Annotated in this window: 27 protein-coding genes and 1 pseudogene; 24 read left to right on the top strand and 4 right to left on the bottom strand. The window is 42.6% G+C overall.

Annotated elements, in window-relative coordinates; translation table 11 throughout:
• Nucleotides 1-94 precede the first annotated feature (94 nt).
• Complete coding sequence (gene fabZ, locus IGK14_RS08775; RefSeq protein ID WP_005226178.1) at nucleotides 95-535, top strand: 3-hydroxyacyl-ACP dehydratase FabZ; 441 nt, start codon at nucleotides 95-97, stop codon at nucleotides 533-535.
• 50 nt (nucleotides 536-585) lie between these two features.
• On the opposite strand, the gene IGK14_RS08770 is transcribed toward fabZ, so the two are convergent.
• On the bottom strand, nucleotides 586-1,335 hold the full coding sequence (locus tag IGK14_RS08770) for a peptidylprolyl isomerase (protein WP_010748413.1): 750 nt from the start codon (nucleotides 1,333-1,335) through the stop codon (nucleotides 586-588).
• Nucleotides 1,336-1,517: 182 nt separating this feature from the next.
• Between IGK14_RS08770 and IGK14_RS08765 the strand changes: the two genes are divergently transcribed.
• The gene (locus IGK14_RS08765; RefSeq protein ID WP_010748412.1) at nucleotides 1,518-2,609 is read left to right on the top strand and encodes a DUF871 domain-containing protein; all 1,092 of its coding nucleotides are present in this window, start codon (nucleotides 1,518-1,520) and stop codon (nucleotides 2,607-2,609) included.
• Between the two features lie 178 nt (nucleotides 2,610-2,787).
• Nucleotides 2,788-3,738, top strand: a complete 951-nt coding sequence (locus IGK14_RS08760) for an alpha/beta hydrolase (protein ID WP_010748411.1) — start codon at nucleotides 2,788-2,790, stop codon at nucleotides 3,736-3,738.
• A gap of 50 nt (nucleotides 3,739-3,788) precedes the next feature.
• Here IGK14_RS08760 and gap read toward each other — a convergent pair whose 3' ends face one another.
• Nucleotides 3,789-4,799 carry a type I glyceraldehyde-3-phosphate dehydrogenase gene (gap, locus tag IGK14_RS08755; protein WP_005226174.1) on the bottom strand — a complete coding sequence of 337 codons (1,011 nt, stop codon included), beginning with the start codon at nucleotides 4,797-4,799 and terminating at the stop codon, nucleotides 3,789-3,791.
• A 248-nt stretch (nucleotides 4,800-5,047) separates the two neighbouring features.
• On the opposite strand from gap, the gene obgE reads away from it, so the two are divergent.
• The 7 genes from obgE (at nucleotide 5,048) to IGK14_RS08720 (ending at nucleotide 12,339) form a co-directional block, all read left to right on the top strand.
• Nucleotides 5,048-6,361, top strand: a complete 1,314-nt coding sequence (gene obgE, locus IGK14_RS08750; protein ID WP_010748410.1) for a GTPase ObgE — start codon at nucleotides 5,048-5,050, stop codon at nucleotides 6,359-6,361.
• 180 nt (nucleotides 6,362-6,541) lie between these two features.
• Nucleotides 6,542-7,117 (top strand): DUF456 domain-containing protein, encoded by a 576-nt coding sequence (locus IGK14_RS08745; RefSeq protein ID WP_010748409.1) that lies wholly within the window; start codon nucleotides 6,542-6,544, stop codon nucleotides 7,115-7,117.
• Between the two features lie 72 nt (nucleotides 7,118-7,189).
• Nucleotides 7,190-8,146 carry a ribonuclease Z gene (gene rnz, locus IGK14_RS08740; protein WP_010748408.1) on the top strand — a complete coding sequence of 319 codons (957 nt, stop codon included), beginning with the start codon at nucleotides 7,190-7,192 and terminating at the stop codon, nucleotides 8,144-8,146.
• Nucleotides 8,130-8,918: an SDR family NAD(P)-dependent oxidoreductase gene (locus IGK14_RS08735; protein ID WP_010748407.1), complete on the top strand. Its 789-nt coding sequence runs from the start codon at nucleotides 8,130-8,132 to the stop codon at nucleotides 8,916-8,918. The genes rnz and IGK14_RS08735 overlap by 17 nt, the downstream gene beginning before the upstream one ends.
• Before the next feature lie 12 nt (nucleotides 8,919-8,930).
• A complete protein-coding gene (locus IGK14_RS08730; protein WP_005226169.1) occupies nucleotides 8,931-9,368 on the top strand; it encodes a lipopolysaccharide assembly protein LapA domain-containing protein in 438 nt (145 codons plus the stop codon).
• A gap of 146 nt (nucleotides 9,369-9,514) precedes the next feature.
• Nucleotides 9,515-11,815, top strand: coding sequence for a single-stranded-DNA-specific exonuclease RecJ (gene recJ, locus IGK14_RS08725; protein ID WP_010748406.1), 2,301 nt, complete (start codon nucleotides 9,515-9,517; stop codon nucleotides 11,813-11,815).
• Nucleotides 11,816-11,826: 11 nt separating this feature from the next.
• The gene (locus IGK14_RS08720; protein ID WP_005226167.1) at nucleotides 11,827-12,339 is read left to right on the top strand and encodes an adenine phosphoribosyltransferase; all 513 of its coding nucleotides are present in this window, start codon (nucleotides 11,827-11,829) and stop codon (nucleotides 12,337-12,339) included.
• 76 nt (nucleotides 12,340-12,415) lie between these two features.
• Here IGK14_RS08720 and IGK14_RS08715 read toward each other — a convergent pair whose 3' ends face one another.
• Together IGK14_RS08715 and lexA are read right to left on the bottom strand one after the other, a co-directional pair.
• Nucleotides 12,416-12,628, bottom strand: a complete 213-nt coding sequence (locus IGK14_RS08715; RefSeq protein WP_005236082.1) for a hypothetical protein — start codon at nucleotides 12,626-12,628, stop codon at nucleotides 12,416-12,418.
• A gap of 129 nt (nucleotides 12,629-12,757) precedes the next feature.
• The gene (gene lexA / locus IGK14_RS08710; protein ID WP_005226165.1) at nucleotides 12,758-13,378 is read right to left on the bottom strand and encodes a transcriptional repressor LexA; all 621 of its coding nucleotides are present in this window, start codon (nucleotides 13,376-13,378) and stop codon (nucleotides 12,758-12,760) included.
• A 136-nt stretch (nucleotides 13,379-13,514) separates the two neighbouring features.
• On the opposite strand from lexA, the gene IGK14_RS08705 reads away from it, so the two are divergent.
• The 14 genes and pseudogenes from IGK14_RS08705 to IGK14_RS08640 form a co-directional block, all read left to right on the top strand.
• Nucleotides 13,515-13,754: a DUF896 family protein gene (locus tag IGK14_RS08705; protein ID WP_005226164.1), complete on the top strand. Its 240-nt coding sequence runs from the start codon at nucleotides 13,515-13,517 to the stop codon at nucleotides 13,752-13,754.
• Between the two features lie 100 nt (nucleotides 13,755-13,854).
• Nucleotides 13,855-15,852 carry a transketolase gene (gene tkt, locus IGK14_RS08700; protein WP_010748405.1) on the top strand — a complete coding sequence of 666 codons (1,998 nt, stop codon included), beginning with the start codon at nucleotides 13,855-13,857 and terminating at the stop codon, nucleotides 15,850-15,852.
• A 374-nt stretch (nucleotides 15,853-16,226) separates the two neighbouring features.
• Nucleotides 16,227-17,105: a glucosaminidase domain-containing protein gene (locus IGK14_RS08695; RefSeq protein WP_010748404.1), complete on the top strand. Its 879-nt coding sequence runs from the start codon at nucleotides 16,227-16,229 to the stop codon at nucleotides 17,103-17,105.
• A gap of 198 nt (nucleotides 17,106-17,303) precedes the next feature.
• The gene (gene cysK / locus IGK14_RS08690) at nucleotides 17,304-18,233 is read left to right on the top strand and encodes a cysteine synthase A (protein ID WP_005226159.1); all 930 of its coding nucleotides are present in this window, start codon (nucleotides 17,304-17,306) and stop codon (nucleotides 18,231-18,233) included.
• A 170-nt stretch (nucleotides 18,234-18,403) separates the two neighbouring features.
• Nucleotides 18,404-18,844: a Fur family transcriptional regulator gene (locus IGK14_RS08685; protein WP_010748403.1), complete on the top strand. Its 441-nt coding sequence runs from the start codon at nucleotides 18,404-18,406 to the stop codon at nucleotides 18,842-18,844.
• Entirely contained in the window at nucleotides 18,841-19,227 is a 387-nt protein-coding gene (locus IGK14_RS08680) for a RidA family protein (protein ID WP_010748402.1), read from the top strand. The genes IGK14_RS08685 and IGK14_RS08680 overlap by 4 nt, the downstream gene beginning before the upstream one ends.
• Before the next feature lie 111 nt (nucleotides 19,228-19,338).
• A complete protein-coding gene (locus IGK14_RS08675; protein ID WP_010748401.1) occupies nucleotides 19,339-20,040 on the top strand; it encodes a DnaD domain protein in 702 nt (233 codons plus the stop codon).
• Nucleotides 20,041-20,064: 24 nt separating this feature from the next.
• Nucleotides 20,065-20,721 (top strand): endonuclease III, encoded by a 657-nt coding sequence (gene nth, locus IGK14_RS08670; protein WP_005226155.1) that lies wholly within the window; start codon nucleotides 20,065-20,067, stop codon nucleotides 20,719-20,721.
• Between the two features lie 597 nt (nucleotides 20,722-21,318).
• Nucleotides 21,319-21,693, top strand: coding sequence for an LPXTG cell wall anchor domain-containing protein (locus tag IGK14_RS08665; RefSeq protein WP_010748400.1), 375 nt, complete (start codon nucleotides 21,319-21,321; stop codon nucleotides 21,691-21,693).
• A 14-nt stretch (nucleotides 21,694-21,707) separates the two neighbouring features.
• The gene (locus IGK14_RS08660; RefSeq protein WP_010748399.1) at nucleotides 21,708-22,511 is read left to right on the top strand and encodes a WxL domain-containing protein; all 804 of its coding nucleotides are present in this window, start codon (nucleotides 21,708-21,710) and stop codon (nucleotides 22,509-22,511) included.
• Between the two features lie 40 nt (nucleotides 22,512-22,551).
• Nucleotides 22,552-23,364 carry a WxL domain-containing protein gene (locus IGK14_RS08655; protein ID WP_010748398.1) on the top strand — a complete coding sequence of 271 codons (813 nt, stop codon included), beginning with the start codon at nucleotides 22,552-22,554 and terminating at the stop codon, nucleotides 23,362-23,364.
• Nucleotides 23,365-23,377: 13 nt separating this feature from the next.
• A complete protein-coding gene (locus IGK14_RS08650) occupies nucleotides 23,378-24,505 on the top strand; it encodes a DUF916 and DUF3324 domain-containing protein (protein WP_010748397.1) in 1,128 nt (375 codons plus the stop codon).
• A complete protein-coding gene (locus IGK14_RS08645; RefSeq protein ID WP_438712056.1) occupies nucleotides 24,480-26,072 on the top strand; it encodes a pectate lyase-like adhesive domain-containing protein in 1,593 nt (530 codons plus the stop codon). The genes IGK14_RS08650 and IGK14_RS08645 overlap by 26 nt, the downstream gene beginning before the upstream one ends.
• Nucleotides 26,066-26,614, top strand: a pseudogene (locus tag IGK14_RS08640) (CHAP domain-containing protein); the annotation flags it as partial. The gene IGK14_RS08645 and the pseudogene IGK14_RS08640, both read left to right, overlap by 7 nt.
• Nucleotides 26,615-26,628 lie beyond the last annotated feature (14 nt).

The raw sequence follows: 26,628 nt of genomic DNA, 5'->3' as shown, positions 1-26,628 counted from the left end.
TTTTTTCTTAATAAATATTTAGTTGCGAATTTCGCTGAACTATGATACTTTGATAATCAAACTATAATAAATTCTTAAGCAAGGAAGGGAAACCATGAAAAAACTATTGACTGAAACAGAAGTCATGGATTTGATTCCAAATCGCTACCCAATTATATATATTGATTACGTCGATGAAATCGAGTCTGGCAAAAAGATTATCGCAACGAAAAATGTCACCATCAACGAAGACTTTTTCCAAGGACATTTCCCAGGAAATCCAGTAATGCCAGGTGCCTTGATTTTAGAAACATTGGCACAAGCAGGATCGATCCTGATCTTGAAATCCGAGGAATTCCAAGGTAGAACGGCGTATATCGGCGGCATCAACAAAGCCAAATTCCGTCAAAAAGTTGTTCCGGGAGATACCATGAAACTTGTTTTCGAGATCACTAAAATCAAAGGCTCTGTAGGAACTGCTGATGCGGTCGCTACAGTGGACGGCAAAAAAGCTGCGGAATGCGAATTCACCTTTATCGTTGGCGACCAAAAATAAAAGAAAACCGCTGAAATTCCCGATTAACGGAGACTTCAGCGGTTTTTTATTTATTCTTTGGCTTCTTGCAAGACCTTGATCGTTTCGATCTTCACTGGCTCAACCGGTTGAGAATTCTCACCATTGCCAGAGTCTTGGGTTTCTGCTTGCGCAATTTTATCTACGACATCCATGCCTTCGATCACTTGACCAAATACGGTATAGCTACCGTCCAATCGTGGTGTTCCACCATTTTTGTAGGCTTCGATGATTTTTTCAGGATAGTGTTGGATCGCTAGACCGTCAGATACATCCTGATCATTTTGAACGATGTAGAATTGACTGCCTTGGCTGTTTGGCGCACTTGATTTTGCCATTGCTAATGCGCCTCGCAAGTGATAAAGCTGGTTGGAGTATTCTTCGCCGAATCCTTCGCCCCAAATGCTTTCTCCGCCAGTGCCATCACCATTAGGGTCGCCCCCTTGGATCATAAACTCTTCTACGACACGATGGAAAGTCAAGCCGTCATAATACCCATCTTTGGCATGGGTCAAAAAGTTTTCGACTGCTTTGGGCGCGATCTCTGGGAAAAGTTTGATTTTGATCGAGCCTTCTTCCGTTACCATTTCAACTAAAGCTTCATTCTCTTGCACATCCGTTGATAATTGCGGCAATTCCAGGGCATTCAAGTCAACAGATTCTGAGGTTGACGTGCTTTCTGCCGAATTGCTTGATGAGGGATCGGTGGTACTTGAACCTGTACAAGCAGCTAATAATAAAAGGCTAGCAGCTGCTGTCAGTGTGAATAGGATTTTTTTCATTCTTTCATTCCTTCCAGTTTTCTTAATGATAATCATAACAAAAAAGAGACATAGAAGAAAGCGCAGATTTTGTGGAATGAGAAAGAAACAGACGGAAAGGTGTAGACCACTTTTTAGATGTTTGCTATAATGAAAGAGGATTCATTATAATAAACGGATAGAATTTACAGGAGGTTTTTTTGATGGGAAAATTAGGGATATCGATTTATCCAGAGCGCTCAACGTTTGAAAAGGACAAAGCGTATCTAGACTTGGCACACAAATACGGCTTTAAACGGGTATTTACCAGTTTGCTGCAAATCAACTATGACAAAGAAAAAGTCTTGGCAGACTTTAAGCAAGTCGTGGATTATGCCAATCAGTTAGGAATGGAAGTCATGGTAGATATCAATCCTGGTTTATTCGAACAGTTAGGTATTTCTTATGATGATTTATCCTTCTTTGATGAGATGGGGGCTTACGGTGTTCGGTTAGATATTGGTTTCACTGGTTCAGAAGAAGCCAAAATGACCCGTAATCCTTACGGGATCAAAATCGAAATCAATATGAGCAGCGGCACGAGCTACGTGGATAACATCATGAGTTATTCACCTAATACTGAAAATTTACTCGGTTCGCATAACTTCTATCCTCATCGCTATTCAGGGTTAGGCTATGACCATTTTGTTTTTTGTTCGGAAAAATTCCGCAAATACAATTTAAATACGATGGCTTTCGTGAATTCTCACGAAGCTGATTTCGGTCCATGGCCAACACAAGATGGTTTATGCTCTTTGGAAGACCATCGTGATCTGCCACTAGCTACACAAGTCAAACATTTAGTGTTGACTGGTTTGATCGATGATATCTCTATTGGCAATGCCTATGCTTCAGAAGCAGAATTGGCAGCAATGGCTGAAGCGTTTCATGCTGATTATCCGACATTAAGAGTCGATGTCGTTGACGGAATCACTGAAGATGAACGAATTTGTCTCTTCGATAATCTGCACAGCTATCGAGGAGATCGCTCAGAGTACATCTTGCGTTCAACGATGACGCGGATCTATTATAAAGACAAGGAATTTCCACCTCATGATACCCGTGATATGGTAAGAGGGGATGTCTTGATCGATAATGCTGGCTATGGACAATACAAAGGTGAGACGCAAATCGCCTTGAAAGCAATGAAAAATGACGGTCGTGTCAATGTCGTTGGTAAGATCGTTGATGAGGAACTATTCTTATTAGAATTTTTGAAACCTTGGTCAAGTTTTAAATTGGTCGAAAATAACTAATTATCACGAAAAATCAACCATTGCCAACAAAGCGTGTTGGCAATGGTTTTCTTTTTGGGCGCTTGCAATTGACAAACACGAGCAAAAAACGGTAATTTATGTAGTGGGTTCTTTCCATGAAGAACGATGAAACCATAATAATATTATGTAAACTATATAACAAGAGGACGTGACAAGTGTGAAATTGCGCTGGAAGATTGCCATCGGAGTGGCTGTATTAGCAATTGCAGGATTAGGGTATGCAGGAAACTATTTTTACGATTATGCGGTGGTTCCTTCAGAAAAAGATTTTTTGGAAGGAGATACCCCTGGTACGGATGAAAATCAGACAGGAAATGAATCGCAAAATTGGTTTACAGATCCCGCAAATCGTGAGATGTGGCAGCTGACATCTGAAGATGATTTAAAATTATCCGCCATTTATCTACCGGCGGAGGAGAAGAATCGAGGAAAAACGGCGATCATCGCGCATGGCTACATGGGGAATGCAGAAACGATGGCGGACTATGCTAAGATGTATCATGATTTAGGCTATAATGTCTTGGTTCCAGACGCTCGAGGGCATGGTCAAAGCGAAGGAGATTATATTGGTTTTGGGTGGCACGAACGTAAGGATTATCTGCAATGGATCGATGAAGTACTCGCAAAAAATGGTCCTGAAGAAACGATCACTTTGTATGGCATCAGTATGGGGGCTGCCACGGTAATGATGACCAGTGGGGAAGACTTGCCGAAAAATGTCACTTCTATCATTGAAGATTGTGGGTATACCAACGTCAATGAAGAATTGGGTTATCAACTCGATCAATTGTTTGGTCTACCTGCCTTTCCATTGATGAATGTCACTAGCCTTGTCACAAAAATCCGAGCGGGGTATTTCTTTGGTGAAGCAGATGCAGTCAAACAACTGCAAAAGAATACGCGTCCAATCTTTTTTATCCATGGCGATGCGGATACGTTTGTTCCTTATTCGATGCTGGAAATTTTGTATAACGCGACCGATGCACCAAAAGAAAAGTGGGTTGTTTCAGGTGCCGAGCATGCGAAAAGCTACAAAACAGATCCAGACCTTTATAAAGAAAAAATTGCAGCTTTTTTGGACAAATACGATCACCCAGCAAGTGAATAAAAAAGTGCCGGTTCAAAAAAAGAACCGGCACTTTTTGCTTGACCCTTGGCTTATAAACGAGCAAATTCTTCTAGCAAACGAATCATTTGGCAAGTAAAGCCATATTCATTATCATACCAAGCGACGGTTTTCACCAGTTGGAAATCGCCAGCCGTGGTTACTTCTGTTTGTGTCGGATCAAAGATAGAACCTTGAGTGGTACCAATCACATCTCCAGAGACGATCTCACGGTCATCGTAACCGAATGACGGATTATCGACGGTGTGTTTTCTGATCGCTTCATTGACTTCATCGGCGGTTACTTTGGTTTTCAAAATTGAGACTAATTCTGTTAAAGAACCATCGACGACAGGAACCCGTTGGGCGTGTCCTTGTAATTTGCCATTTAATTCTGGGATAACTAGACCGATCGCTTTAGCAGCACCCGTCGAGTGAGGGATCGTGTTATCTGCAGCGGACCGAGCGGCTCTTAAGTTTCCGCCTTTTACCGGACCATCCAATAGCATTTGTGTAGAAGTATAGGCATGTACCGTCGTCATCGTACCAACTTCGATCCCGAATTCCTCATTTAAGAAGTAGGCCATCGGAGCTAAGCAGTTGGTCGTACAAGAACCTGCGGATATGATAGTATCCTCTGGTGTTAACGTGTCGGAGTTGACATTGTAAACGATCGTTTTCATATTACCAGCTGGTGCGGAGATAACGACTCGTTTGACACCCGCATCAAGATGGGCTTGTGCTTTTTCTGCGGAAGTGTAAAAACCCGTGCATTCTAAAACGATATCGACGCCATTTTCTTTTGCCCAAGGGATTTTGCTTGCGTCTGGTTCAGCGTACACACGGGTCTCTTTGCCATCGACAACGATAGCATTATCCGTTGCAGTAACAGTTCCAGGGTACGTGCCGTGGGTCGAGTCAAATTGCAATAAGTGTGCTAACATGACTGGACTCGTTAAATCATTGATTGCCACAACTTCAATATCGGCAGAAACTTCTTTGATCCTACGAAAAGCCAAACGTCCAATTCGTCCAAAACCATTGATTCCAACTTTTACTGTCATTTCTTGTCTCCTCCTTTGATTGTGTCTGGTACACTTAAAAGTTTGCTACGATTTCAAGTGACTGTCAAAGAATAACCCTTAAGAATTCGCGATTTCTTACGGAAACCCATGAGAAAAGATAGACAAAAGACGTTTCGGTCGTTACAATAAAATAGACTTTCTTATTAGAGAAATAGTAACCACTTAAGGTGAGATAACTGATAATCAAAAAGTATAGAAGGTAGTAAAAAAAGAATGGAGGACAAATAATGTCCATGTTTTTAGATCAAGTGACAATCGATGTCAAAGCAGGAAAAGGCGGCGACGGAATGGTTGCTTTTCGCCGAGAGAAATATGTCCCAGACGGCGGACCCGCAGGTGGTGACGGTGGACGTGGTGGTGATGTCATTTTAGTCGTAGACGAGGGTCTGCGTACATTAATGGATTTCCGTTTTAATCGTCATTTTAAAGCGCAACCCGGGGAAAACGGCATGAGTAAAGGAATGCACGGTCGTGGCTCAGATGATACCTACATCAAAGTACCACAGGGAACGACCGTTCGTGACGCTGAAACAGGTGCCTTATTAGGTGATTTGATTGAGCAAGGCCAAACATTAGTGATTGCTAAAGGTGGCCGTGGCGGCCGTGGCAACATTCGGTTTGCCTCTCCGAAAAACCCAGCCCCAGAATTAGCTGAGAATGGAGAACCTGGTCAAGAAAGAAAAATCGAGCTCGAATTAAAAGTTTTAGCAGATGTTGGTCTAGTTGGTTTCCCTTCAGTTGGGAAGTCTACATTACTCTCTGTGATTTCCTCTGCTCGACCAAAAATTGGTGCATATCATTTTACCACGCTGGTACCAAATTTAGGTATGGTAACAACTACTGATGGCCGTAGTTTTGCGGTCGCTGATCTGCCTGGTCTGATCGAAGGAGCCTCACAAGGGGTTGGTTTAGGGACTCAGTTTTTACGCCATATCGAACGGACCCGCGTCATTTTACATGTGATCGATATGAGTGGCATGGAAGGACGCGATCCATACGAGGACTATTTGTCCATCAACAATGAATTGTCGACCCATAACTTGCGCTTACTAGAGCGACCACAAATCATCGTTGCCAATAAGATGGATATGCCGGATGCTGAAGAAAACCTAGCCTTTTTCAAAGAGCAGCTGGCAAAAGAAAAAACGGATGAGTTCGCGGATGAACCATTGATTTTCCCAATCTCTGGTGTCACTCGTAAGGGAATCGATGCCTTGTTGAATGCGACAGCGGATCTATTGGAAGTCACCCCTGAGTTTCTTTTATACGATGAAGAAATGGAAGAAGATGTAGTTCATTATGGCTTCCAATCGGATGAACCAGAGTTCTCAATTGATCGCGATCCTGATGCAACTTGGATCTTGAGCGGTGAAAAAATCGAGAAACTATTCCAGATGACGAATTTTGATCATGATGAGACCGTGATGCGTTTTGCTCGTCAGCTGCGTGGTTTAGGTGTCGATGAAGCGTTACGGACGCGCGGTGCCAAAGACGGCGATATCGTTCGGATCGGCAACTTCGAGTTCGAGTTTGTCGAATAATCGTTTAAAAGAACATCATTTGCCTAAAAAATACCTTTTTAGCTGCAGTGTATTTGACTACTGATCATTGATTTTCACTAAGAAATCAATGATTGGTAGTCTTTTTGGTTTCTTTTTTCATTTAAATGATTTACTGTTAAAATAAAGAAGAGAACAAATAAACCAAAGGGAGCGATTTTTATGTCAAAACGTGTCATTGTAATGAATTTTGATGCCAGTGCCAAAGCGTACCAAGCCTTTTCGGAAGTGAAACGGATGCATATGGAACGGAAGATCAAAGGGGAACAAATGGCAGTTCTTACCCACACCAATGAAGGCGTGCATCAATTTAAAGTCGAGGACTTTCTCGATTTTACTGGGAACAATAAGACATCAACTGGTGGATTGATTGGGATGCTCGTTGGTGTGCTAGGCGGACCTTTAGGAATCATGCTGGGCTGGTTTGGTGGCAGTATGATCGGTGCTACTCGTGATGCAAAAGAGATCCAAAATGCGCAAATGCTTTTTGAACATGTCGGAAACCAAATTGGTGTTGGTGATACGGGGTTATTATTGATCGCAGATGAAGAAGACAATCGTCCTTTGAATCAATTGATCATGAATGAATTAGGCGGTGACATCACGCGCTTTGACTACGATGAAGTGGAAGCAGAGATTGAAACGGCTAAGAAAGTCGAAGAATCCACCAAAGCACGCGTTCAAGAAGACTGGAAAAACTCTCATAACGACGCAGAAGATCGCCAATCTGAGAAATAAAATCCACAAGCTTCAATTGCAACTTGATTTCTTTTCCGCTAAAATTGGAAAGAGATGAAAGGAAAGAAGCTTATGGAATTAGAATTTTTAGGAACAGGCGCGGGTGTGCCTGCGAAACATCGAAACGTGACCAGCATTGCGTTACGACTTTTAGATGAACGGAATGCCGTTTGGCTTTTTGATTGTGGCGAAGGGACGCAAATGCAGATTTTGCATTCTACGATTCGTCCACGAAAGATTGAAAAAATCTTTATCACTCATCTTCATGGTGACCATATCTATGGGTTGCCAGGATTGATCAGCAGCCGCTCCTTTCAAGGAGGCGACACGCCTCTAGAGATTTATGGACCCAAGGGGATCAAAGCATACGTTCAAACCGTTTTGCGGATTTCTCAGACCAAAGTCAGCTACCCCTTACATTTTTTCGAGATTGAAGAAGAAGGGATTCTTTTTAAAGATCAGCAATTTGAAGTATCGTGTCTGCGTCTTGATCATGGCATTGACAGTTTTGGTTATCGGATTGTTGAAGCAAGCCATCAAGGGGAATTGCAAGTGCAGGCTTTACTGGAACTTGGGTTGAAACCTGGGCCGCTCTTCGGTCGTTTGAAAAAAGGTGAAGTAGTTACCCTTGACGATGGACGTCAAATCAATGGGGCTGATTTCTTGGGCCAAGCGAAAAAAGGTCGGATCGTGGCGATATTAGGTGATACGCGTAAATGTCAAAACGCCGTACTGCTAGCAGAAGATGCGGATGTATTGGTGCATGAAAGTACCTTTAACAAAGAAGAAGCCAAGTTGGCTCGCGCTTATTTTCACTCGACGACGCGGCAAGCTGCCGAAGTGGCACAAGAAGCTCAAGCTAAGCGTTTGCTGTTGACCCATATCAGTGCGCGTTACGTTGGCAAAGATATTACAAATTTAGTAAATGAAGCAAAAGAAGTATTTCCGAATACGTTGATCGTCAAAGATTTTGATATTGTCGAGATCCATTTTGCCGGAGAGGAAGAAACAGATGAATTTAGAGAATAAAGTTGTCGTTGTAACAGGTGGCTCTGCTGGACTTGGCGAACAAATCTGTTATGAAGCCGCAAAACGTGGTGCGATCGTCGTGACTTGTGCCCGAAGAACGAATCTGATTGGAAAAGTCAAAGAACAATGTATGGAATTAAGCGGCAAAGAAGCGTATGCGTTTCAATTGGATGTAGCAAATCCTGAAAGTGTGGAGCGCTTACTAGAAAAAATCAATGAAAAAGTTGGTAAGATCGATGTCTTCGTCAATAATGCTGGCTACGGGATCTTTCAAGAATTTACAGAGATGGACCCGGCGGTCATCCGCAATATGTTCGAAGTCAATGTGCTTGGCATGATGGTTTTGACCCAGCAAGTAGCGATCCAAATGGCTGAACAAAAGCATGGTCATATCATAAATGTTGCTTCGATCGCAGGTAAGATCGCTACGCCAAAAACGGCCGTCTACTCTGCAACAAAATTTGCTGTGCTCGGTTTTTCTAACGCATTACGTTTAGAACTAAAACCATTAGGGATCAACGTAACAACGGTCAATCTTGGACCGATCGAAACGGCATTCTTTGACCAAGCAGACCCAAGCGGTAGTTACTTATCGTCGGTGGGCAGCCTAGTGCTCGAACCGAACAAATTAGCGCAAACGATCGTCAAAGCGATGATCCATCCAAAACGAGAAATCAATCGCCCACATATTTTAGGCGCTGCTGCGAAACTATATACCCTGTTTCCTTCAATCGGCGATTATATGGCGGGAACGATGTTCAACAAAAAATAGGAGTTGAAGCCCATGAAAAATCAATGGCGTGTTATCGTTGGTATTTTACTGATTTTAGTGATCGTTTTATTTGCCGTTGCAAACAATATGACTGTCCCGATCAACTTTGGCTTCACAACGATTCAATCGCCACTGATCTTAGTCATTATTGGTTCTGCTTTGTTAGGCGCATTGATTTTGCTGCTGGTTTCCACAAGCGCAATGTTCCGCCAAAAAAAAGAACTAAAGCAATTGAGAAAAGAGCTCTCAGATTATCGTTCGAATAACGAGAAGGTTCTCCAAGAACAACGAGAAGCTTTGGAACGGGAATACACGAACAAGCAGGCGGAGTTAGCGGCAAGACAGCAGCAGCTCGATGATCAAGAAGCCCAGCTTTCCTCACGTGCTGCGGGCGCATCCACGCCGCCAACGATCGATGAGGAAATGAAGTCTTTTGAATCGCAAGCCTAAAAGAGCGACATTTCACAAAAAAAGAGTTTGCTAGTGCAAGATTTGCTGCAAGCTCTTTTTTTGTGTTGTAAAACGAGTGCTGTTTCTCTCGTTGTTTTTCTTTTTTGCATAAACTTTGCTATAATATCCTAGTTAGGAGTGATTTGGTGAAACGTGCAAATTTTCATTGGGTGCGTCCGCAAGAAAGCGAAACGACCCCAGTATTTAAAGAGCTGATCCAAGAAAGAAAGATCCCTGAGCGGATCGGCGCTTTGCTATGGCAGCGAAATATTCGAACAGCAGAGGCGCTCGATGCTTTTTTATCAACGGACCTGCAATATCTTCATGATCCGTTTTTATTTCATGATATGGCTAAAGCCGTGGAACGAATCCATGAAGCGATTTTAAATGGCGAACGAATCTTGATTTATGGTGATTACGATGCGGATGGGATTACGAGCACTACCGTGTTAAAGGAAACGTTGGAATTGCTAGGGGCGGAAGCTGAGTATTATTTGCCTAATCGTTTTACAGATGGATATGGGCCCAATCTAACTGTCTATCAAGATAAAATTGCAGCAGGGACGCAATTGATCATCACCGTCGACAATGGGGTGTCTGGTCATGAGGCGATTGCTTATGCTCAAGGACAAGGAGTTGACGTGATCGTCACAGATCACCATGAACTACCTGCAGAACTACCGGAGGCGTTTGCTATTGTCCATCCCCGTCACCCTCAAGGAAACTATCCTTTTGGTGATTTGGCTGGAGTCGGCGTCGCATTTAAAGTGGCTTGCGCTTTGTTAGAAGAAGTGCCAGTGGAATTGCTTGATCTTGTTGCGATTGGGACGATCGCTGATATGGTTTCTTTAACCGATGAGAATCGGCTATTAGTCAGCAACGGGTTGAAAATGATTCAGCAATCGGATCGCATCGGACTGAATGAGTTGCTGTCAGTCAGCGGTTTAAAAAAACAAACAGTCAACGAAACAGACATTGGCTTCGCCGTTGGACCACGGTTAAATGCGATCGGTCGTTTGGAGGACCCCAATCCGGCTGTTCGCTTGTTGACTACCTTCGATGAAGAAGAGGCAGTCAGCTTAGCCAAAACCTTAGATACAATCAATCAGCAGCGAAAAACCTTTGTTGAAGAAATCATGAAAGAAGCACAAGAAAAAATCGATCCTGCGAACCATGTTCATTTGGTGGTGGGAGATCATTGGCACGAAGGCGTTTTAGGGATCGTGGCAGGGCGAATCATGCAAAGTACAGGACAACCAGTGATCGTTTTGACCAAAAAAGAAAATGGCTTAGCCAAAGGGTCGGGAAGAAGCATTGCTGCGTTGAATCTGTTTGAAATGCTGTCGACGATGAAAGACATGTTTACTAGCTTTGGCGGCCATCATGCAGCAGTTGGATTAAGTATCCCCATCGATCATTTAGATATGCTGCAAGCCCAAATGAATCGTTACGTTGAAGAAAATGCCATTGACCTCAGTCAGGGCATCCCATTAGCGATCGATGAGGAGCTACCGTTAACAGAAGTTTCGATCAGTTTTATTGAATCATTAAAAGTCTTAGCGCCTTTTGGAACGGACAACCCCTTACCGAAATTTTTATTTTCTAATCTGATGACTCAAAATGCTCGCCAGATTGGTTCAGAAAATCAGCATTTGAAGTTAGTGATGAGCGATGAGTCTAACACGCAGCTGGATGTCATTGGGTTTGGTTTTGGAAAAGATTTAGTAGCGTTTGAAAACGACCGCTTATCGATCGTTGGTCAGCTTTCCATCAATGAATGGAATGGCAACAAAAAACCGCAGCTCATGTTGGATGATTTTGCAGTGGAAGGGATTCAGCTATTTGATTATCGTTCGAAAAAAAGCCGTCAAGGTGTCTCTCTGGGCAGTCAAACACTAGGCGTTCTTTTCAAGCAGAAACTTCCTCGGGAATTGCAAGGCTTTTGTGGGCAAACCACCATATTTGACTCAGTTACAGCCTTGGAAGATACTTTTCGTGCTGGTCAGTTCCAAGAGATTGCATTTTTAGATTGTCCTGCTGACCCTGCATTGATCAAAGAGATCGTTCAAGCGCTCCAGGCGTCAAGAGTTGCTTTTGTTTTCTACTCGACAGAAGATGCTTATTTAGATGGGGTAGGGACAAGAGAGCAATACAGTCGTCTCTTTCAACTGATCAAACAGCAGCCTCGTTTGGACATTCGTTACAAACTAAAGATGGTCGCTGACTATCTAAAAATTCCACAAAAATTACTTATTTTCATGATTCAGGTGTTTTCTGAGCTGGAATTTGTTACAATACAAGATGGTGTTTTGAATAAAACTGCTGATCCTGTTTCCCGTCCATTGACGGAGAGTCATTTGTATCAGCAACGACAAAAACTGATCAAAACAGAAGAATTTTTATTAATGAGTGATTTATCAACCCTTCGTCAGTGGTTGACAGTCTAGGAGGAAAGAAAATGGATTTAAAAGAGTATATTGCTAGTATTCCTGATTATCCCCAAGAGGGAATTATTTTTCGGGACATCTCGCCATTGATGGCAGATGGAGAAGCGTATCGGTATGCGACACAACAAATCGTTGAGTATGCACAAGAAAAAGGCATCGATATGGTGGTAGGACCTGAAGCCCGCGGCTTTATCGTTGGTTGTCCAGTTGCCTATCAATTAGGTGTCGGCTTTGCCCCAGTGCGTAAAAAAGGCAAATTGCCACGGGAAACGATTGAAGCAGAATATGAAAAAGAGTACGGTGTGGATGTCTTGACGCTGCACGCCGATGCCATCAAACCAGGTCAACGTGTCTTGATCTGTGATGATCTACTAGCAACTGGCGGAACGATCAAAGCAACGATCGAACTCGTAGAAAAACTAGGTGGCATCGTTGTTGGCTGTGCCTTCTTGATCGAACTGATGGATCTACATGGAAGAGACAAGATCCAAGGTGTCGAAATCAAGACGTTAATGGAATACTAAAAAAGCAGAAACAAAAAAGGACTCGCTGGAGTCCTTTTTTGTTTCTGCTGCCTTATGGGCGTATGTAGGGGAAGGATCATGGTTCATAACGATAAAAATCATGATCGTGATAATAATGGCGGTTACGTTTGCGCTCTGCTTGGCGGAATTTCTTTTCATCCCAAAGCATGAACCAAAGCATCATTAGAGGGCAAAAAATCAGAACAGCACTTAAAACGCCAAAATAGCCAATAACAATTCCCATCAATAATACCCACAACATAAAACCAAATCGACGAACTGCTTTCATCTCATTCACTCCTTAAATAATACGAACTTATGTTTGTATACTTATTATACGAATGTTTGTTCGCTTTGTAAAGAGGAAAGAAAAAAAATCTTCGTAAAAACGAAGATTTCCTAGTCAGCTCGTTGAGCATCAAAGCAGATGGCGATACAATCCAACAACCAATCCTAAAATCGTTACGTCAGGCAAAATGATTGGTTCTAAATAATCATTTTCTGGTTGTAAACGAATGTAATTCTTTTCTTTATAGAATCGTTTGCACGTAGCTTCGTCTTCATCTGTCATAGCAATCACGATATCGCCATTTTGAGCACTTTGTTGTTTACGAACGATTACTTGATCACCGTCGAGAATGCCAGCATTGATCATACTTTCTCCTCGGATCGTCAACATGAATAAACTTCCTGTGCTATTCGCTAAATCTGGCGGAATCGGAAAGAAATCGGATGCATCTTCCACGGCTAAAATCGGTTCTCCAGCAGTTACGACACCAAGCATCGGAATGGATGCTGGTTGAACATCGATTTTTTCAAGACCGGAAGCAGTTAATTCAATGGCTCTGGGTTTTGTAGGATCTCGTAAGATCAGCCCTTTTTTTTCAAGTCGGGACAAATGGCCATGAACAGTTGAGGTAGAAGATAACTGAACGGCTTCGCCAATTTCGCGAACAGTCGGCGGATAGCCTTTTTCAGTGACACGTGTATGAATGAACTTAAGAATTTCGATTTGTCGATTTTCTGTTCGTTTTGCCAAAACTGACACCTTCTTTCATTTGATAACCTTAGTGTACCATAGCTATATCGATTATTCAAACAAATGTTCGCTTTTTGTGCTATTGTTTTTGCTCGCTAGTTTGTAGTAAAATCAAGATGGAAAAGGAGGAACAACTATGCTATCTCAAGAAAAATTAGCTCGAATCAATGAACTTGCCAACAAGAAAAAAACAGAAGGATTGACTGAGGCTGAGACCCACGAACAAAAAGTTCTGCGTGAAGAGTATTTAACCGCCTTTCGTGGAGGGATGCGACACCATATCGAAGGAATGAAAATCGTTGACCCTGAAGGTGCTGATGTAACACCAGAGAAGTTAAAAGAGATTCAAAAGAAAAAAGGTCTCCACGGCAGATAATTGTGAATTCCTTTTCATTGCTATTGAAATAAGCTTCTGAATCACGTATAATGAAAGATGTAATAAAGGTAAAAAAAACCTAAATTAGGAGGAACTACCATTGTTTGATAAAATCGATCAATTAGGAGTGAACACCCTTCGTACATTAAGTATCGAAGCCGTACAAAAAGCCAATTCAGGACATCCAGGATTACCGATGGGGGCAGCACCCATGGCCTATGCCTTGTGGACGAAACACTTGAAAGTCAATCCAACGACTTCTCGCAACTGGGTGGATCGTGACCGCTTTGTTTTGTCTGCTGGGCACGGTTCGGCGTTATTGTACAGCTTGTTGCACGTGTCTGGTTACGATGTGACCATTGAGGATCTAAAAAACTTCCGTCAATGGGATAGCCGCACGCCAGGACATCCAGAAGTCGATCACACAGACGGCGTGGAAGCAACCACTGGACCTTTAGGACAAGGGATCGCCATGGCAGTCGGTATGGCGATGGCCGAAGCCCACTTGGCTGCAACCTACAATCGCGACAAGTATCAAGTAATTGATCACTATACCTACGCTTTATGTGGCGATGGCGACTTGATGGAAGGTGTTTCGCAAGAAGCTGCATCCATGGCTGGTCACATGAAATTAGACAAACTGATCGTCTTGTACGATTCAAATGACATCTCCCTAGATGGCCCAACTTCAAAAGCCTTTACAGAAAATGTCGGTGCGCGTTTTGAAGCGTATGGCTGGCAACACATTCTCGTTGAAGACGGCAATGATTTAGAAGCGATCTCGAAAGCGATCGACGAAGCAAAAGCTGAAAGCGACAAACCAACTTTGATCGAAATCAAGACTGTGATCGGATACGGTGCGCCAAATCAAGGCACCTCTGCCGTTCATGGTGCGCCGATCGGTGCCGAAGGCATTTCTGCAGCCAAAGCGATTTATGGTTGGGAATACCCAGAATTTACAGTACCTGAAGAAGTTGCCGCGCGCTTCAAAGAAACCATGATCGATGAAGGGCAAAAAGCTGAAGCAGCTTGGAACGAAACCTTCCGTACCTATGAAGCAGCCTACCCAGAACTTGCTGCGCAATTCAAACAAGCCTTTGCGGGTGAATTGCCAGCAGATTGGGATGCAGCATTACCAAGCTACGAAGTTGGCAGCTCACAAGCTAGTCGAGTATCCAGCAAAGAGATGATCCAAGCCTTATCCCAAGCCGTCCCTAGTCTCTGGGGTGGATCGGCTGACCTTTCAGGATCCAACAATACGATGGTGGCAGCAGAAAAAGACTTTGAACCTGGCCAATACGAAGGCCGCAACATTTGGTTTGGCGTCCGAGAATTTGCTATGGCGGCAGCGATGAACGGAATCCAATTGCATGGCGGTACGCGAATCTATGGCGGAACCTTCTTCGTCTTCGTTGATTACTTGCGTCCAGCGGTGCGTTTGTCTGCAATCCAGCATGCACCTGTAATCTATGTCTTGACGCATGACTCCGTGGCGGTGGGAGAAGATGGACCGACGCATGAGCCAATCGAGCAATTAGCTAGCGTCCGTTGCATGCCAAATGTCCAAGTGATTCGTCCAGCAGACGGCAATGAAACCCGTGCTGCCTGGAAATTGGCTATGACAACAACGGATAAACCAACGGTCTTAGTCTTAAGCCGACAAAATCTACCAGTGATCGAAGGCACGCAAACCGGTGCGGATGAAAATGTCGCAAAAGGTGGCTACGTGATTTCAAAACAAGCTGGTGAAACACCAGCGGGGATTTTGATCGCCACAGGTTCTGAAGTGAATCTTGCGGTTCAAGCACAAGCTAAATTGGCAGAAGAAGGCATCGATGTATCGGTGGTCTCCTTACCAAGCTTTGATTTGTTTGAAGCACAAAGCTCAGAATACAAAGAAAGCGTCTTGCCAAAAGCAGTGAAGAAACGGGTAGCGATCGAAGCGGCTTCCCCATTTGGTTGGGAACGTTACACCGGTTGCCATGGAAAAGTGATCGCGATCGATCATTTCGGTGCATCGGCACCTGGTGACAAAGTCTTAGCGGAATTCGGCTTCAGTGTTGAGAATGTCGTGAATACTTTCAAATCAATCGATTAATTGATCGACAATCAATCAAAAATAGCACGTTCGAGAATCTTTTCGATTTTCGAGCGTGTTTTTTGTCTGGATTCTTGCCACTTTAAACGTGTTAGAGTGACTTATTTAAAGTAATAGTGGCTAAGATTTCCCAAAAATGGTTGTACCGCAAGGCACAAGCACTTGTGAATAGTAAGAGGGAATCGATAAAATAGCAATCTAACAGTTTTTAAAAAAACTTATCAGTAGTTAGCAAACCAAGCGGGATACCCATACAGTTTTTTAAAAGTCTTTTGTTGTTTGCGAAGTGATCATTGTTTGCACTGTTAGATGTTTTTCCGTATAATAGCTGTATTGATTTATTTGAAAAAACGTACAGTTACTGGAGGAAAAAAATGGGAAGTTATCAAACAAGAAGTGAAAGACATCATCAACCAAAGAAGACGATAAAAAGACCTACTAAAAAGGCGGTGGTCTCTTTGATGGGGGCAGGAATGATGTTAGCGCCAATGACGGTCACTTTCGTTCCTCAACAGGTACAAGCTGCTGAGAATCAATATGCGACGCAGGATATTTCAGGTTTTATCGAGCAAATTGGCTGGTCAGCACAAGATGTTGCTGCCAACAATGATCTCTATGCTTCTGTGATGATTGCTCAAGCGATTTTGGAAAGCGGCTATGGTTCTTCCGCGTTATCCAATGCACCCTATTACAATTTGTTTGGGGTCAAAGGCAGTTACAACGGACAAAGTGTCTATATGCCTACACAAGAGTATTTGAATGGTCAGTGGGTAGAGATGAATGAACCGTTTCGTCAATATAACTCTTACTGGGAATCGTTTCAGGATCATGCGAATGTCTTGCGCAGCACGAGTTTCGCGACAGGAACTGCTCATTACAGTGGTGTTTGGAAAAGCCAAACAACCTCATTTTATGATGCAACGAATTACTTGACGGGGCGCTATGCTACCGATCCAGGGTATGCACAAAAACTGAACTGGTTAATTGAAACGTATCAGCTCACACGCTTTGATACTGGGACAACGCAAAGTACCGCATGGACAAGTACAACGAGCACGACTAGCACGAGTACTACGCAAACTACAACGACGACTCAGGTAAACAGCGGATCTACAGCGCAGAGCTATCACGTTGCTTCAGGCGATACACTTTGGGATTTCGCCAATAAATTTGGCACAACGGTCGACGCTCTAATGGCAACAAATGGGTTATCTAGTGAGGTCATTGTTGTTGGCCAAGAATTAATCGTTTAATTATCTGATACCGCCTTAAGAATGATTGCTCTAAATGGCATCATTCTTAAGGTTTTTTTGTAATGGAAAAACAAAATCAAGAAAGTGAATACAAACAAATATAAAAAAATAAGAAAAAAATTGAAATTGCTTACTTTTTATTCGCAACTCGGGGTTATTTTAGGTAGAATGGAAGAATAAGAACGGGAGGGATTTTCAATGACAAAAATCTATCAATCGGTCAATGAGTTAGTTGGGCATACGCCAATCGTCAAATTAAATCACATCGTAGAAGAAGGTTCTGCGGATGTGTATCTGAAATTAGAGTTCTTCAATCCTGGGGGAAGTGTCAAGGACAGAATTGCTTTAGCCATGATTGAAAAAGCAGAAAAAAATGGCTTGTTAAAAGCTGGTGATACCATCATCGAACCAACTTCTGGGAATACTGGGATCGGCTTAGCCATGATCGGTACGGCAAAAGGCTATCGTGTCGTGCTGGTTATGCCAGAAACCATGAGTATTGAAAGACGTAAAATTGTTCAAGCTTATGGCGCAGAGTTGATTTTGACCCCTGGGTCTGAAGGAATCACTGGTTCTATCAATAAAGCAAAAGAATTAGCAGAACAAGACGGCTATTATATGCCATTACAATTTGAAAACCCAGCCAATCCAGAAGTCCATGAAAAAACGACAGGGAAAGAAATTGAGGATGCGTTTGAATCTAAAGGGTTAGACGCTTTTGTTGCTGGGATCGGCACAGGTGGCACGATCACTGGTGCGGGGAAGGAGTTGAAACGCGTCTATCCTAATTTGAAGATCGTGGGCGTTGAGCCTGCAGAATCAGCTATTTTAGGAGGTGGCAAACCTGGTCCCCATAAGATCCAAGGGATCGGCACGGGATTTGTTCCTAAAGTACTAGACACTGAGATTTATGATCAGGTGATTGCCATCGCTAGTGAAGATGCCATGGAAACTGCGCGTCAAGTTGGGATGAAAGAAGGAATCTTAGTAGGGATTTCTTCTGGTGCAGCGATCAAAGCGGCATTAGAGGTTGCTAAGGACTTAGGAAAAGGCAAAAAAGTCTTAGCGATCGTACCAGATAATGGTGAACGCTATTTGTCTACGGCACTGTATCAGTTTGAAGACTAGCAAAGAGGGAGAAAGCAGGCATTCGTTTGTCTGCTTTTCTTTCTCGAAAAACTGAGGGAAGACGGGCTGGGAAAATGCGCTATTCCTTTGAAAAAAAACAAGGAAAGCTGTTTGAATTTTTAGGTTTTACATAGTATGATAGGTAAGATAAGAGAAATGGAGGAACTCCTGTGAGTACGATCTACGATGAAGCGATCAAACGATTAAAACATGAAGATATTCGTATTACACCGCAGCGAGTAGCGATATTAGAATTTTTAGCCAGTCATGATGCCCATCCGACCGCTGAAGAGATTTATCGGGCGATCGAAGTTCATTTTCCTGGTATAAGTGTCGCAACGGTATACAATAACTTACGTTTGTTCACAGAAATTGGCTTTGTAAAAGAAATGAATTATGGAGATGCCTCCAGTCGTTTTGATTTTACAACGGAGCCTCATTATCATGCTATCTGCCAAAAGTGTGGAAAGATCGCTGATTTTTACTATCCAGGATTGGAAGATGTCGAAATGGCGGCTTCGAAATTAACTGGGTATCAAATAAATAACCATCGACTAGAAGTTTATGGTCTATGTCCTGAATGCCAAGTGAAAGAGGAGGAAACAAAATGAAGATAATTTCTACAGATCAAGCACCACAAGCAATCGGTCCTTATGTTCAAGCAAAAATCGCAAACGGCTTTTTGTTTGCTTCTGGTCAAGTGCCATTAGATCCTGTTTCGGGGGAAGTTGTCGGTACGACGATTGAAGTACAGACTCAGCAAGTATTGAAAAATATCAACGCGATTCTTGAAGCGGCGGAACTTACGCCAGATGACATCGTTAAGACGACATGTTTTTTAAAAAATATGAATGATTTCGTTCCTTTCAATAATACGTATAGCACATTGTTCAATGAAGCGTTACCTGCACGTTCTGCTGTCGAAGTTTCTCGCTTACCAAAAGATGTTTTGGTTGAAGTTGAGATCATCGCAGCAGTCAAAGAAAAAGCGTAACCAACAAAGAATCGTGGGACGTCCGCATTTGCGTCGTCCCCTTTTTATTGATTCGATCCTGATAGGAAGAATCTTAATGTTTCAAGTGAGCCAAGGAGAAGAGGATGTAGTATGGTTTCGTTAAAGGAATATTTGGCAAAAGGGCAAACGACGATTTCAAATTTGCTTTTAGAGAATTACCATCATCTTGGTTTGACGAATGATGAATTTTTGTTATGGCTGCAACTGTATCGCAGCCATGAGCAAGGCAATGATTTTCCAGATTTACGTGAGATCGCCTCGGTGATGGGCAGCGACCAAAAAGAGATCTATCATTGGTTGAATCAATTGCTGAAAAAAGATGTGCTGCGAATGGGTTCTAAAAAAGACGACGCAGGAAAAATGGTTGATTATTATGATTTCACTGGCATTTATGAACGGCTCGAGTTTCTTTTGCAGCAGCAATCCAAAAAAGAAGTCGCTGAAACAAATGAAGAGAAGATACGCGAGTTGTATCGCTTATTTGAAGGAGAATTTGGTCGCCCCTTATCGGCGATCGAATACCAACGGATCGGGCAGTGGTTGGATGAGGACCACTATGATCCCGAGCTGGTCCAGTTTGCTTTGCGAGAAGCGGTCTTGAATCAAGCGTATAGTTTAAACTATATCGATCGTATTTTGCTTTCGTGGGAACGCAAGAATATTACCTCAAAAGCGCAAGTAGAAGAAGAGCAAAAAAGAAGAAAAAAACAGTTTCTTCAAAATGAAACCACGCCACAAGAAGATGGCCCAATGCCCAAAATCCCTATGCATAATTGGTTAGAAGGAGAGTAAGATACAAGGAGTTTAATTCGTCCAATGATCAGTAAAGAAAAAACAATGACTGCGATAGAAATAATGTATGAGATGTTTCCTGAAGCACATGGAGAACTAGTGTCAAAAAATGCCTTTGAATTGCTGATTGCTGTCATTCTAAGCGCACAGGCAACAGACGTGTCAGTTAATAAAGTGACACCGGCACTTTTTGAAGCATATCCAACGCCGCAGGCTCTCAGCGAGGCGCCGTTAGAAGACATTATTGAAAAAATCAAATCGATTGGCCTCTATCGAAACAAAGCGAAAAATATCAAAGCTTGTGCCTCTGAATTGTTGCTGCGTTTTGGAGGCGAAGTGCCTCAAACCAGAGAAGACTTAATTTCTTTGCCAGGTGTCGGCAGAAAAACAGCGAACGTCGTTCTTGGCGATGCATTTGGCATTCCAGCAATCGCTGTCGATACGCATGTCGAACGGGTATCAAAAAGGCTGCGCATCTGTAAACTAGACGCCAACGTATTAGAAGTCGAACAAACATTGATGAAAAAGATTCCAGATACGTTGTGGGTCAAAACGCATCACACGTTAATTTTCTTTGGTCGTTATCATTGCACAGCACGGGCACCTAAGTGTGAGGTTTGTCCATTGTTGACAATGTGCCAAGAAGGAAAACTTCGGATGAAGGGGAAGAAAACCATTTAATGGTGAACATAAACCAAAAGTAACTAGGATCAAGACGCTAAGCGAAATCGCTTAGCGTTTTTTTTTGCACAAATTGATAAAAAAAACAGGTAATTAACGTAATACCCTTTATTAAAGCCCTTTCAAGCAACTGGAAAAACAGAAGCTTACCGAATTTTTTTGATTACACCACTCAAAATCAGGTGTTTTTTCACAAAGAGATCGTGTGAGGGGTGATGCTCGATGCGAAATGAACCTTCCGATACGCCTTTTTTTTGAAACTATTTGTAAGCTTAGTATGATGGGTTTTTTTCGCACAATTTTCATCCTTTCTTTTTATAAAACTGCTTATATTTAGTCAATAAAACGTAAAATTTATAAGAAAATTCACCTATTGGTGAAAAATAGTATTTCAAATCTGTGAAAATCATCAGTATAGTGAACTTTGTCAAAGGTTATAAGTCTTTCTCTGCTATTTTACGAATGACAGAAAAAGCGTTGCACAGTTCAAATGATTCTGTAACGATCTCAAAATCATTTTTTGTTAACGGGTCTTAGACAAACGCAGTTTTGAAAAGATCACTTATAAGATGTGGCAAGTATAGAGGAGGAGGGAGAATGAAAGGAGAAAAGGTATGGAAATTAGTTCGTATGGTTCTGTTTTGCACTCTTTTTTATGGGATAACTATTTCTACGGCAGCGGTGAATGCTCAGGAAGTGCAGTCGGTTGAAACAGAAAGCTCTGTGCTTTTTACCGGTGTTTATGAGCCTATTGGGCAACCCGAACCAGCACCGCCAGCAGGCCCTACAGAGAATATCTCGCCACCAAACGAGGTAGCAAAACCAGGTGGTATTTTACCAAAGACCAACGAGACAAGAACTTACGGCGTAATCTTACTTGGATTACTGCTCGTACTGGTTGTATTGTATGTGCAATATACCAAACATCGATCAAAATTTATGATGGTTAAAAAGAAAAGACAAATAATTTGAAAGCAGGGATGAATTTGAAATTCGTAAAATTTGCATCGGCAGCTGTTTTAGCTGCAACTTTATTTACTATTAGCGCGCAAGCCTTGGCTACTGAAAGTGTAACAAACCATGATACAGAAGGGAAAGTTCTCTTTGTACCAAACGATAGCGAAGCGACAGTGGTTCAACCACCAAATCCTGGTCCTAATGGTCCAGATGTAGAGATCGATCCAGTCGGCCCGGAAGGACAAACGGGACCATTGACGATTGCTTACGCACCTACGCTTAATTTCGGTGAGCAAGTGATTTCTAATACCGATCAAGAATATAAGCTAGTGGCTGAATTACACAAGCTAAAAGATGCGGAAGATAGTGAAGAAAGAGTTCCTTATGTTTCTTTTGCCCAAGTCCAAGATACGCGTGGGACAAATGCTGGGTGGGATTTAAAAGTTTCCTTAAGTGCTTTTGAATCAGGAACACAAAATAATGAACTGACTGGAGCAAGAATTCGTTTTAATTCGCCAAAATTGGAATATAACGGAAGCAACCAAGAAAATGAACCACAAATTCATGCGGATGGATTGATTTTAGATGCTACAAATAGTGAGCGTTCGGTTCTGACCGCTGCTCAAACAAAAGGTGCTGGTGTATCGTCAGTCGTTTGGGGCGATCAGGAAGAAATCAATCGACAAGTGGAAGCAGGCGCAGAGGTTGTTGAAAATGCTGGAATCGAGTTACTTGTTCCTGGATCAACAGCGAAAGACGCTGCTCTTTATGAAGCAACCCTTACTTGGACATTGGCTGCAACAGCTGGACCGGACGGAGAAACGGTTCAATAACTTGGTTTTGTACTGAATAAAAAGAAAGAAGGAACTAGAAATGAAAAAGATTCGTTTAGCTACGGTCGCTGTATTATCCACCACTTTACTAGCAGGAGGCGTTCAAGCCTTTGCCCAATCTTCATTAGAAACGACTACCGATAACGTTGTAGGGTTTACCTCAGACGGAAGCGATCTAACAGTGGTACAACCGCCAGTCGTGCACCCAGAAGTAGAAACGATCGAACCAACACCGCCAGGACAAACGGGTCCATTTACCATTGCTTATGCACCACAAACATTCGATTTTGGTCAGAATGCTATTTCTACCAGTGATCGTTGGTATTCAATCGTTGCTGATGAGCGTAATTTGGCTGATCAATCAGGTACGACACCGTATGTATCGTTTGCCCAAGTGCAAGATACCCGAGGAACGCATGCTGGTTGGACATTAAATGTTAGTCTAACTGATTTTACTTCTGAATCAGGGGATGTCTTGACTGGGGCAAAAATCAAGTTGGCAAACCCTGAGATCGTGTTCAACAAAGGCGAGGGTGATCCAGACTTACAGCCAAGTGCCGTTATCAATAATGAAGAACAAAATGCGTTGATCCTAGATGTCAACGATCAAGACATTCCTGTCATGCGTGCTTCGGTCGGTCAAGGCGCGGGCGCTTCATCGATTTACTGGGGAGATCAAGAAAAATTGACGGAACAAAATCTTAATAAACAAGAAGGCGAAATTATCAGAAATGATGATATTCAACTATTTGTACCAGGTTCTACCACGCAGCTAGCAACTAACTATACTGCGGAAATGACATGGACGCTAACTGCTTCTGTTGATAGTGGCGGCGAAACAGTAAATCCGTAAGAAGGATCATAGCTTGCAACAAGAAACAACTGGCGGGAATAGTAAATTATTCCTGCCTTTTTTGGAAGGAGAACCACTTTTGACTGAACAACGTATGAGAATGAAATGGATAAAAACGGTTACCTGTGCGGTCATCCTATTATCATTCTTTTTTTCACCAAGATTGAGCTATGCTCAGACAGAATCAGAATTAAACTTCTATGTGACGCCTATCTTACCGGAAAGTCAGCTGGAAGGAGGGGCATTGGGGTATTTCGATTTAAATCTTGGGGCAGGAGAACGTGATGAATTGGCTTTAGAGATCGGAAATGGTTCTGATCAAGCGATCGAAATAGAAATTTCTGCCCATACGGCATTTACGAATGTGAATGGTGTTGTGGAATATGGTAGGGATGCAGAATCCCCTGATCCGACTTTACCTGCATCAATTGATGAACTGGTAGAGGTGCCTGAAACCGTATCGTTCGATCCATTAGAAAAACGAATCATTTCTTTACCGATTACGATGCCAGAAGAGGAATTTAAAGGGGTTTTGGCAGGTGGCATTCGAATCAAAGAGGTTATTTCGGAAGAGGAGCAAACACAATCTGCTGAACAAGGATTAGGTATTCGGAATGCATTTTCCTATGTCATTGGTGTGGTAGTAAGCAACAATCGGTCCGCAACGGATCCGGGATTGGAACTGCTTGATGTTTTTGCCGATCAAGTAAACTACCGAAACGTATTTAGTGCTGTTATCCAAAATTATACTTCAACATTTGTCAATCAATTGGAAGTAACAGCTGAAATTCGATCTGTTGGCAGTGAGACAATTTTATATGAAACAAGTCAATCAGCGATGCAAATGGCTCCTAATTCACATATGCATTTCCCAATTCCCTTGAATGGCGATCGTTTTCGTAATGGGGAGTATGTATTGAATCTTACTGCGCGGTCAGGAGAGGAAGAGTGGTCTTGGGAACAGACATTTAGCGTAGAGGCAGAAGATGCTCGCCGCTTAAATGAACTCGATGTCACTGTAGATACGTCACTCAATTGGTGGATGATCGCCACGGCTGGTCTAATCAGCTTGTTTCTATTGCTTGCGATCATCCTAATTGTTCGTCAGAAAAAAAATGCAAAGGAAGGTGGGAAAAGTTGAAATGAAGAATACCCCACACAAGGTAATAATTGCGATCATTATTGGATTGCTAAGTGTGCAAACTTTTTTTCCAAGTCTGAGCAGTTTACTATTGCCAGAAATCCACGCCATCGATCACACGATTGAACCATTGGACGAAACGCATAACATGTCCTTGCTTGATAAAGCAACACAACCGATCCAAACAAAAGAATTTGACATCCATACCCCTTTTTTTCAGTTTCCAGTTAGTGTGATTGAAGGTGTCGTGGATCAACCGATCGATGTTTTCGTCGTATCAAGCCAACCGTTAGATGAGATTACGCTGGTTGTAGCGAAAGAAGCAGCGATCGCGGAAGAAGAATTTGCTGCAGAAGTGAAGAGTAAAAAGCTGTCTGAAGAAGAACAGGAATGGACGCTTACCTTTGATGAAGAGCTAATGGAGTTCGAGATTCCTATCGTCTTTAATAAAATAGGCGATTATCAACTGGTTATAGGTGAAGCGGAACTAACGATCGAAGTACAGGCAGAAGATGACGAGGAAGAGGACTCGGATGATGATGAAGATAATGAAACGATCGAGACAGAAGTCTCACCATCAGAGACGCCGCAGGAAGGGGAACGAACCACGCAACCTTCCAATGACGCGAACCTAAACGAGAATCAGCAAGACACAGAAGCTGATCAAGCAGAAGCGATTGCCCAATTGACAGAACCGGTCACACCGTTAAACGAAATCAGTCACCGGGATGTTTCCAACTGGCAAGAATTTATGGCGGCAATCGTGAACAAAGATGTAAATTATATCAATATCGTAAATGACTTTGAATCTTCGGATAATCCTACTCAAGGAGTTTCTGGAGTGGCTGCGGGAAGTGCAACTTCCAACCCTACAAATGGATTAGCCTATATTTGGACCAATGCTTCTGGAATTTCAAGAACGCTTGTGATCGAAGGCAATGGGTATCAAATCGACTTTAGAGCTGTTGCTGTCGGATTTTATGATAGTACCGTCAATAGTGCAACGCCGTGGGACATCACGTACCACAATATCGATATCGTTCATGGCAACTATTATGGCTTCATGAATTTTACGAATATGAGCATTCCACAACAGAATCTATCCAGAATGCGCTACCATAATTTGACCAATGCGGGAAATCAATTGATTCACTCGCACGCAACACCTGTCGTTATGTCTGGCGAGGTAACATCGCATCAATCACCGACGTATACGTCCCGATCAGGACGAGTACAAACGATCAACGCAACGAATCAGGTAAATATGGAAATAACCCAATTAGAAGTTCTCGATAACGCAGTAGTTGACATGTCAACGATTAATGCGGGAAATATTTATTTGTACTATGCAACGGGTCGAATGATTATTGGCGATGATGTGAAAATGACCTTGCGAACAGCTGGCACAGGAGGAGAAGCCTATGGGGCAAATATTTACATTCAAAATGGTCGGATCGATATCGGTAATCGATCAGAGCTTCATTTGAATGCTCGAGCCAACTCCCCCGCAATCAGTATGTACGCTAGCGGCGCCCACTTTGAAATGTCTGAGGATAGCATGCTTTGACGGGCACTTATGCGACCGATGTTAATTATAGTAAAAAAATCAATTCACTGATTGCGGTCTATGGATTGACGCAATATGACCAAGTGATCGCAACAGAAACAGGCTTGTTTATCCAAGGAAAAGAACAAATTCCAGAAGAGTATCGCTCCCTCATGACATTTCCAGAATACAACGGTCGTGACTACAATCTTTCTGGTTCGTATCCTGTTGGACAATGTACTTGGTATGTGTTCAATCGCGTGAGTCAATTAGGCGGTCAAGTAGATGACTACATGGGAAATGGTGGTCAATGGGGCAATACTGGACGACGTTTAGGTTACAACGTCAGTCAAACGCCTAAAGCAGGTAGTATGATCTCTTTTGCACCTGGAACAGCTGGATCTGATCCTCGTTATGGTCATGTCGCTTTTGTTGAAGCCGTTGGTCCAAATGGTATTTTGGTTTCAGAAGGAAATGTCTATGGTGGAACCACAATCTCTTATCGCGTGATCAGCAATGAATTGGCGCACTCATCAAGTGTTTCATATATTATGCCAAAATAAGGATGGAGGGCTGG

Source organism: Enterococcus sp. DIV0970a, from assembly GCF_051711265.1.
Lineage (GTDB): Bacteria > Bacillota > Bacilli > Lactobacillales > Enterococcaceae > Enterococcus_D > Enterococcus_D casseliflavus.
This window is presented reverse-complemented; position numbering and strand designations above follow the sequence as displayed.

What these genes read in the sequence shown, in the direction of transcription:
- fabZ (WP_005226178.1), top strand. Translation starts at nt 95, where the DNA reads ATGAAAAAACTATTGACTGAAACAGAAGTCATGGATTTGATTCCAAAT.
- IGK14_RS08770 (WP_010748413.1), bottom strand. Translation starts at nt 1,335, where the DNA reads ATGAAAAAAATCCTATTCACACTGACAGCAGCTGCTAGCCTTTTATTA.
- IGK14_RS08765 (WP_010748412.1), top strand. Translation starts at nt 1,518, where the DNA reads ATGGGAAAATTAGGGATATCGATTTATCCAGAGCGCTCAACGTTTGAA.
- gap (WP_005226174.1), bottom strand. Translation starts at nt 4,799, where the DNA reads ATGACAGTAAAAGTTGGAATCAATGGTTTTGGACGAATTGGACGTTTG.
- obgE (WP_010748410.1), top strand. Translation starts at nt 5,048, where the DNA reads ATGTCCATGTTTTTAGATCAAGTGACAATCGATGTCAAAGCAGGAAAA.
- IGK14_RS08745 (WP_010748409.1), top strand. Translation starts at nt 6,542, where the DNA reads ATGTCAAAACGTGTCATTGTAATGAATTTTGATGCCAGTGCCAAAGCG.
- rnz (WP_010748408.1), top strand. Translation starts at nt 7,190, where the DNA reads ATGGAATTAGAATTTTTAGGAACAGGCGCGGGTGTGCCTGCGAAACAT.
- IGK14_RS08735 (WP_010748407.1), top strand. Translation starts at nt 8,130, where the DNA reads ATGAATTTAGAGAATAAAGTTGTCGTTGTAACAGGTGGCTCTGCTGGA.
- IGK14_RS08730 (WP_005226169.1), top strand. Translation starts at nt 8,931, where the DNA reads ATGAAAAATCAATGGCGTGTTATCGTTGGTATTTTACTGATTTTAGTG.
- IGK14_RS08720 (WP_005226167.1), top strand. Translation starts at nt 11,827, where the DNA reads ATGGATTTAAAAGAGTATATTGCTAGTATTCCTGATTATCCCCAAGAG.
- IGK14_RS08715 (WP_005236082.1), bottom strand. Translation starts at nt 12,628, where the DNA reads ATGAAAGCAGTTCGTCGATTTGGTTTTATGTTGTGGGTATTATTGATG.
- IGK14_RS08705 (WP_005226164.1), top strand. Translation starts at nt 13,515, where the DNA reads ATGCTATCTCAAGAAAAATTAGCTCGAATCAATGAACTTGCCAACAAG.
- IGK14_RS08695 (WP_010748404.1), top strand. Translation starts at nt 16,227, where the DNA reads ATGGGAAGTTATCAAACAAGAAGTGAAAGACATCATCAACCAAAGAAG.
- cysK (WP_005226159.1), top strand. Translation starts at nt 17,304, where the DNA reads ATGACAAAAATCTATCAATCGGTCAATGAGTTAGTTGGGCATACGCCA.
- IGK14_RS08680 (WP_010748402.1), top strand. Translation starts at nt 18,841, where the DNA reads ATGAAGATAATTTCTACAGATCAAGCACCACAAGCAATCGGTCCTTAT.
- IGK14_RS08675 (WP_010748401.1), top strand. Translation starts at nt 19,339, where the DNA reads ATGGTTTCGTTAAAGGAATATTTGGCAAAAGGGCAAACGACGATTTCA.
- nth (WP_005226155.1), top strand. Translation starts at nt 20,065, where the DNA reads ATGATCAGTAAAGAAAAAACAATGACTGCGATAGAAATAATGTATGAG.
- IGK14_RS08665 (WP_010748400.1), top strand. Translation starts at nt 21,319, where the DNA reads ATGAAAGGAGAAAAGGTATGGAAATTAGTTCGTATGGTTCTGTTTTGC.
- IGK14_RS08655 (WP_010748398.1), top strand. Translation starts at nt 22,552, where the DNA reads ATGAAAAAGATTCGTTTAGCTACGGTCGCTGTATTATCCACCACTTTA.
- IGK14_RS08645 (WP_438712056.1), top strand. Translation starts at nt 24,480, where the DNA reads ATGCAAAGGAAGGTGGGAAAAGTTGAAATGAAGAATACCCCACACAAG.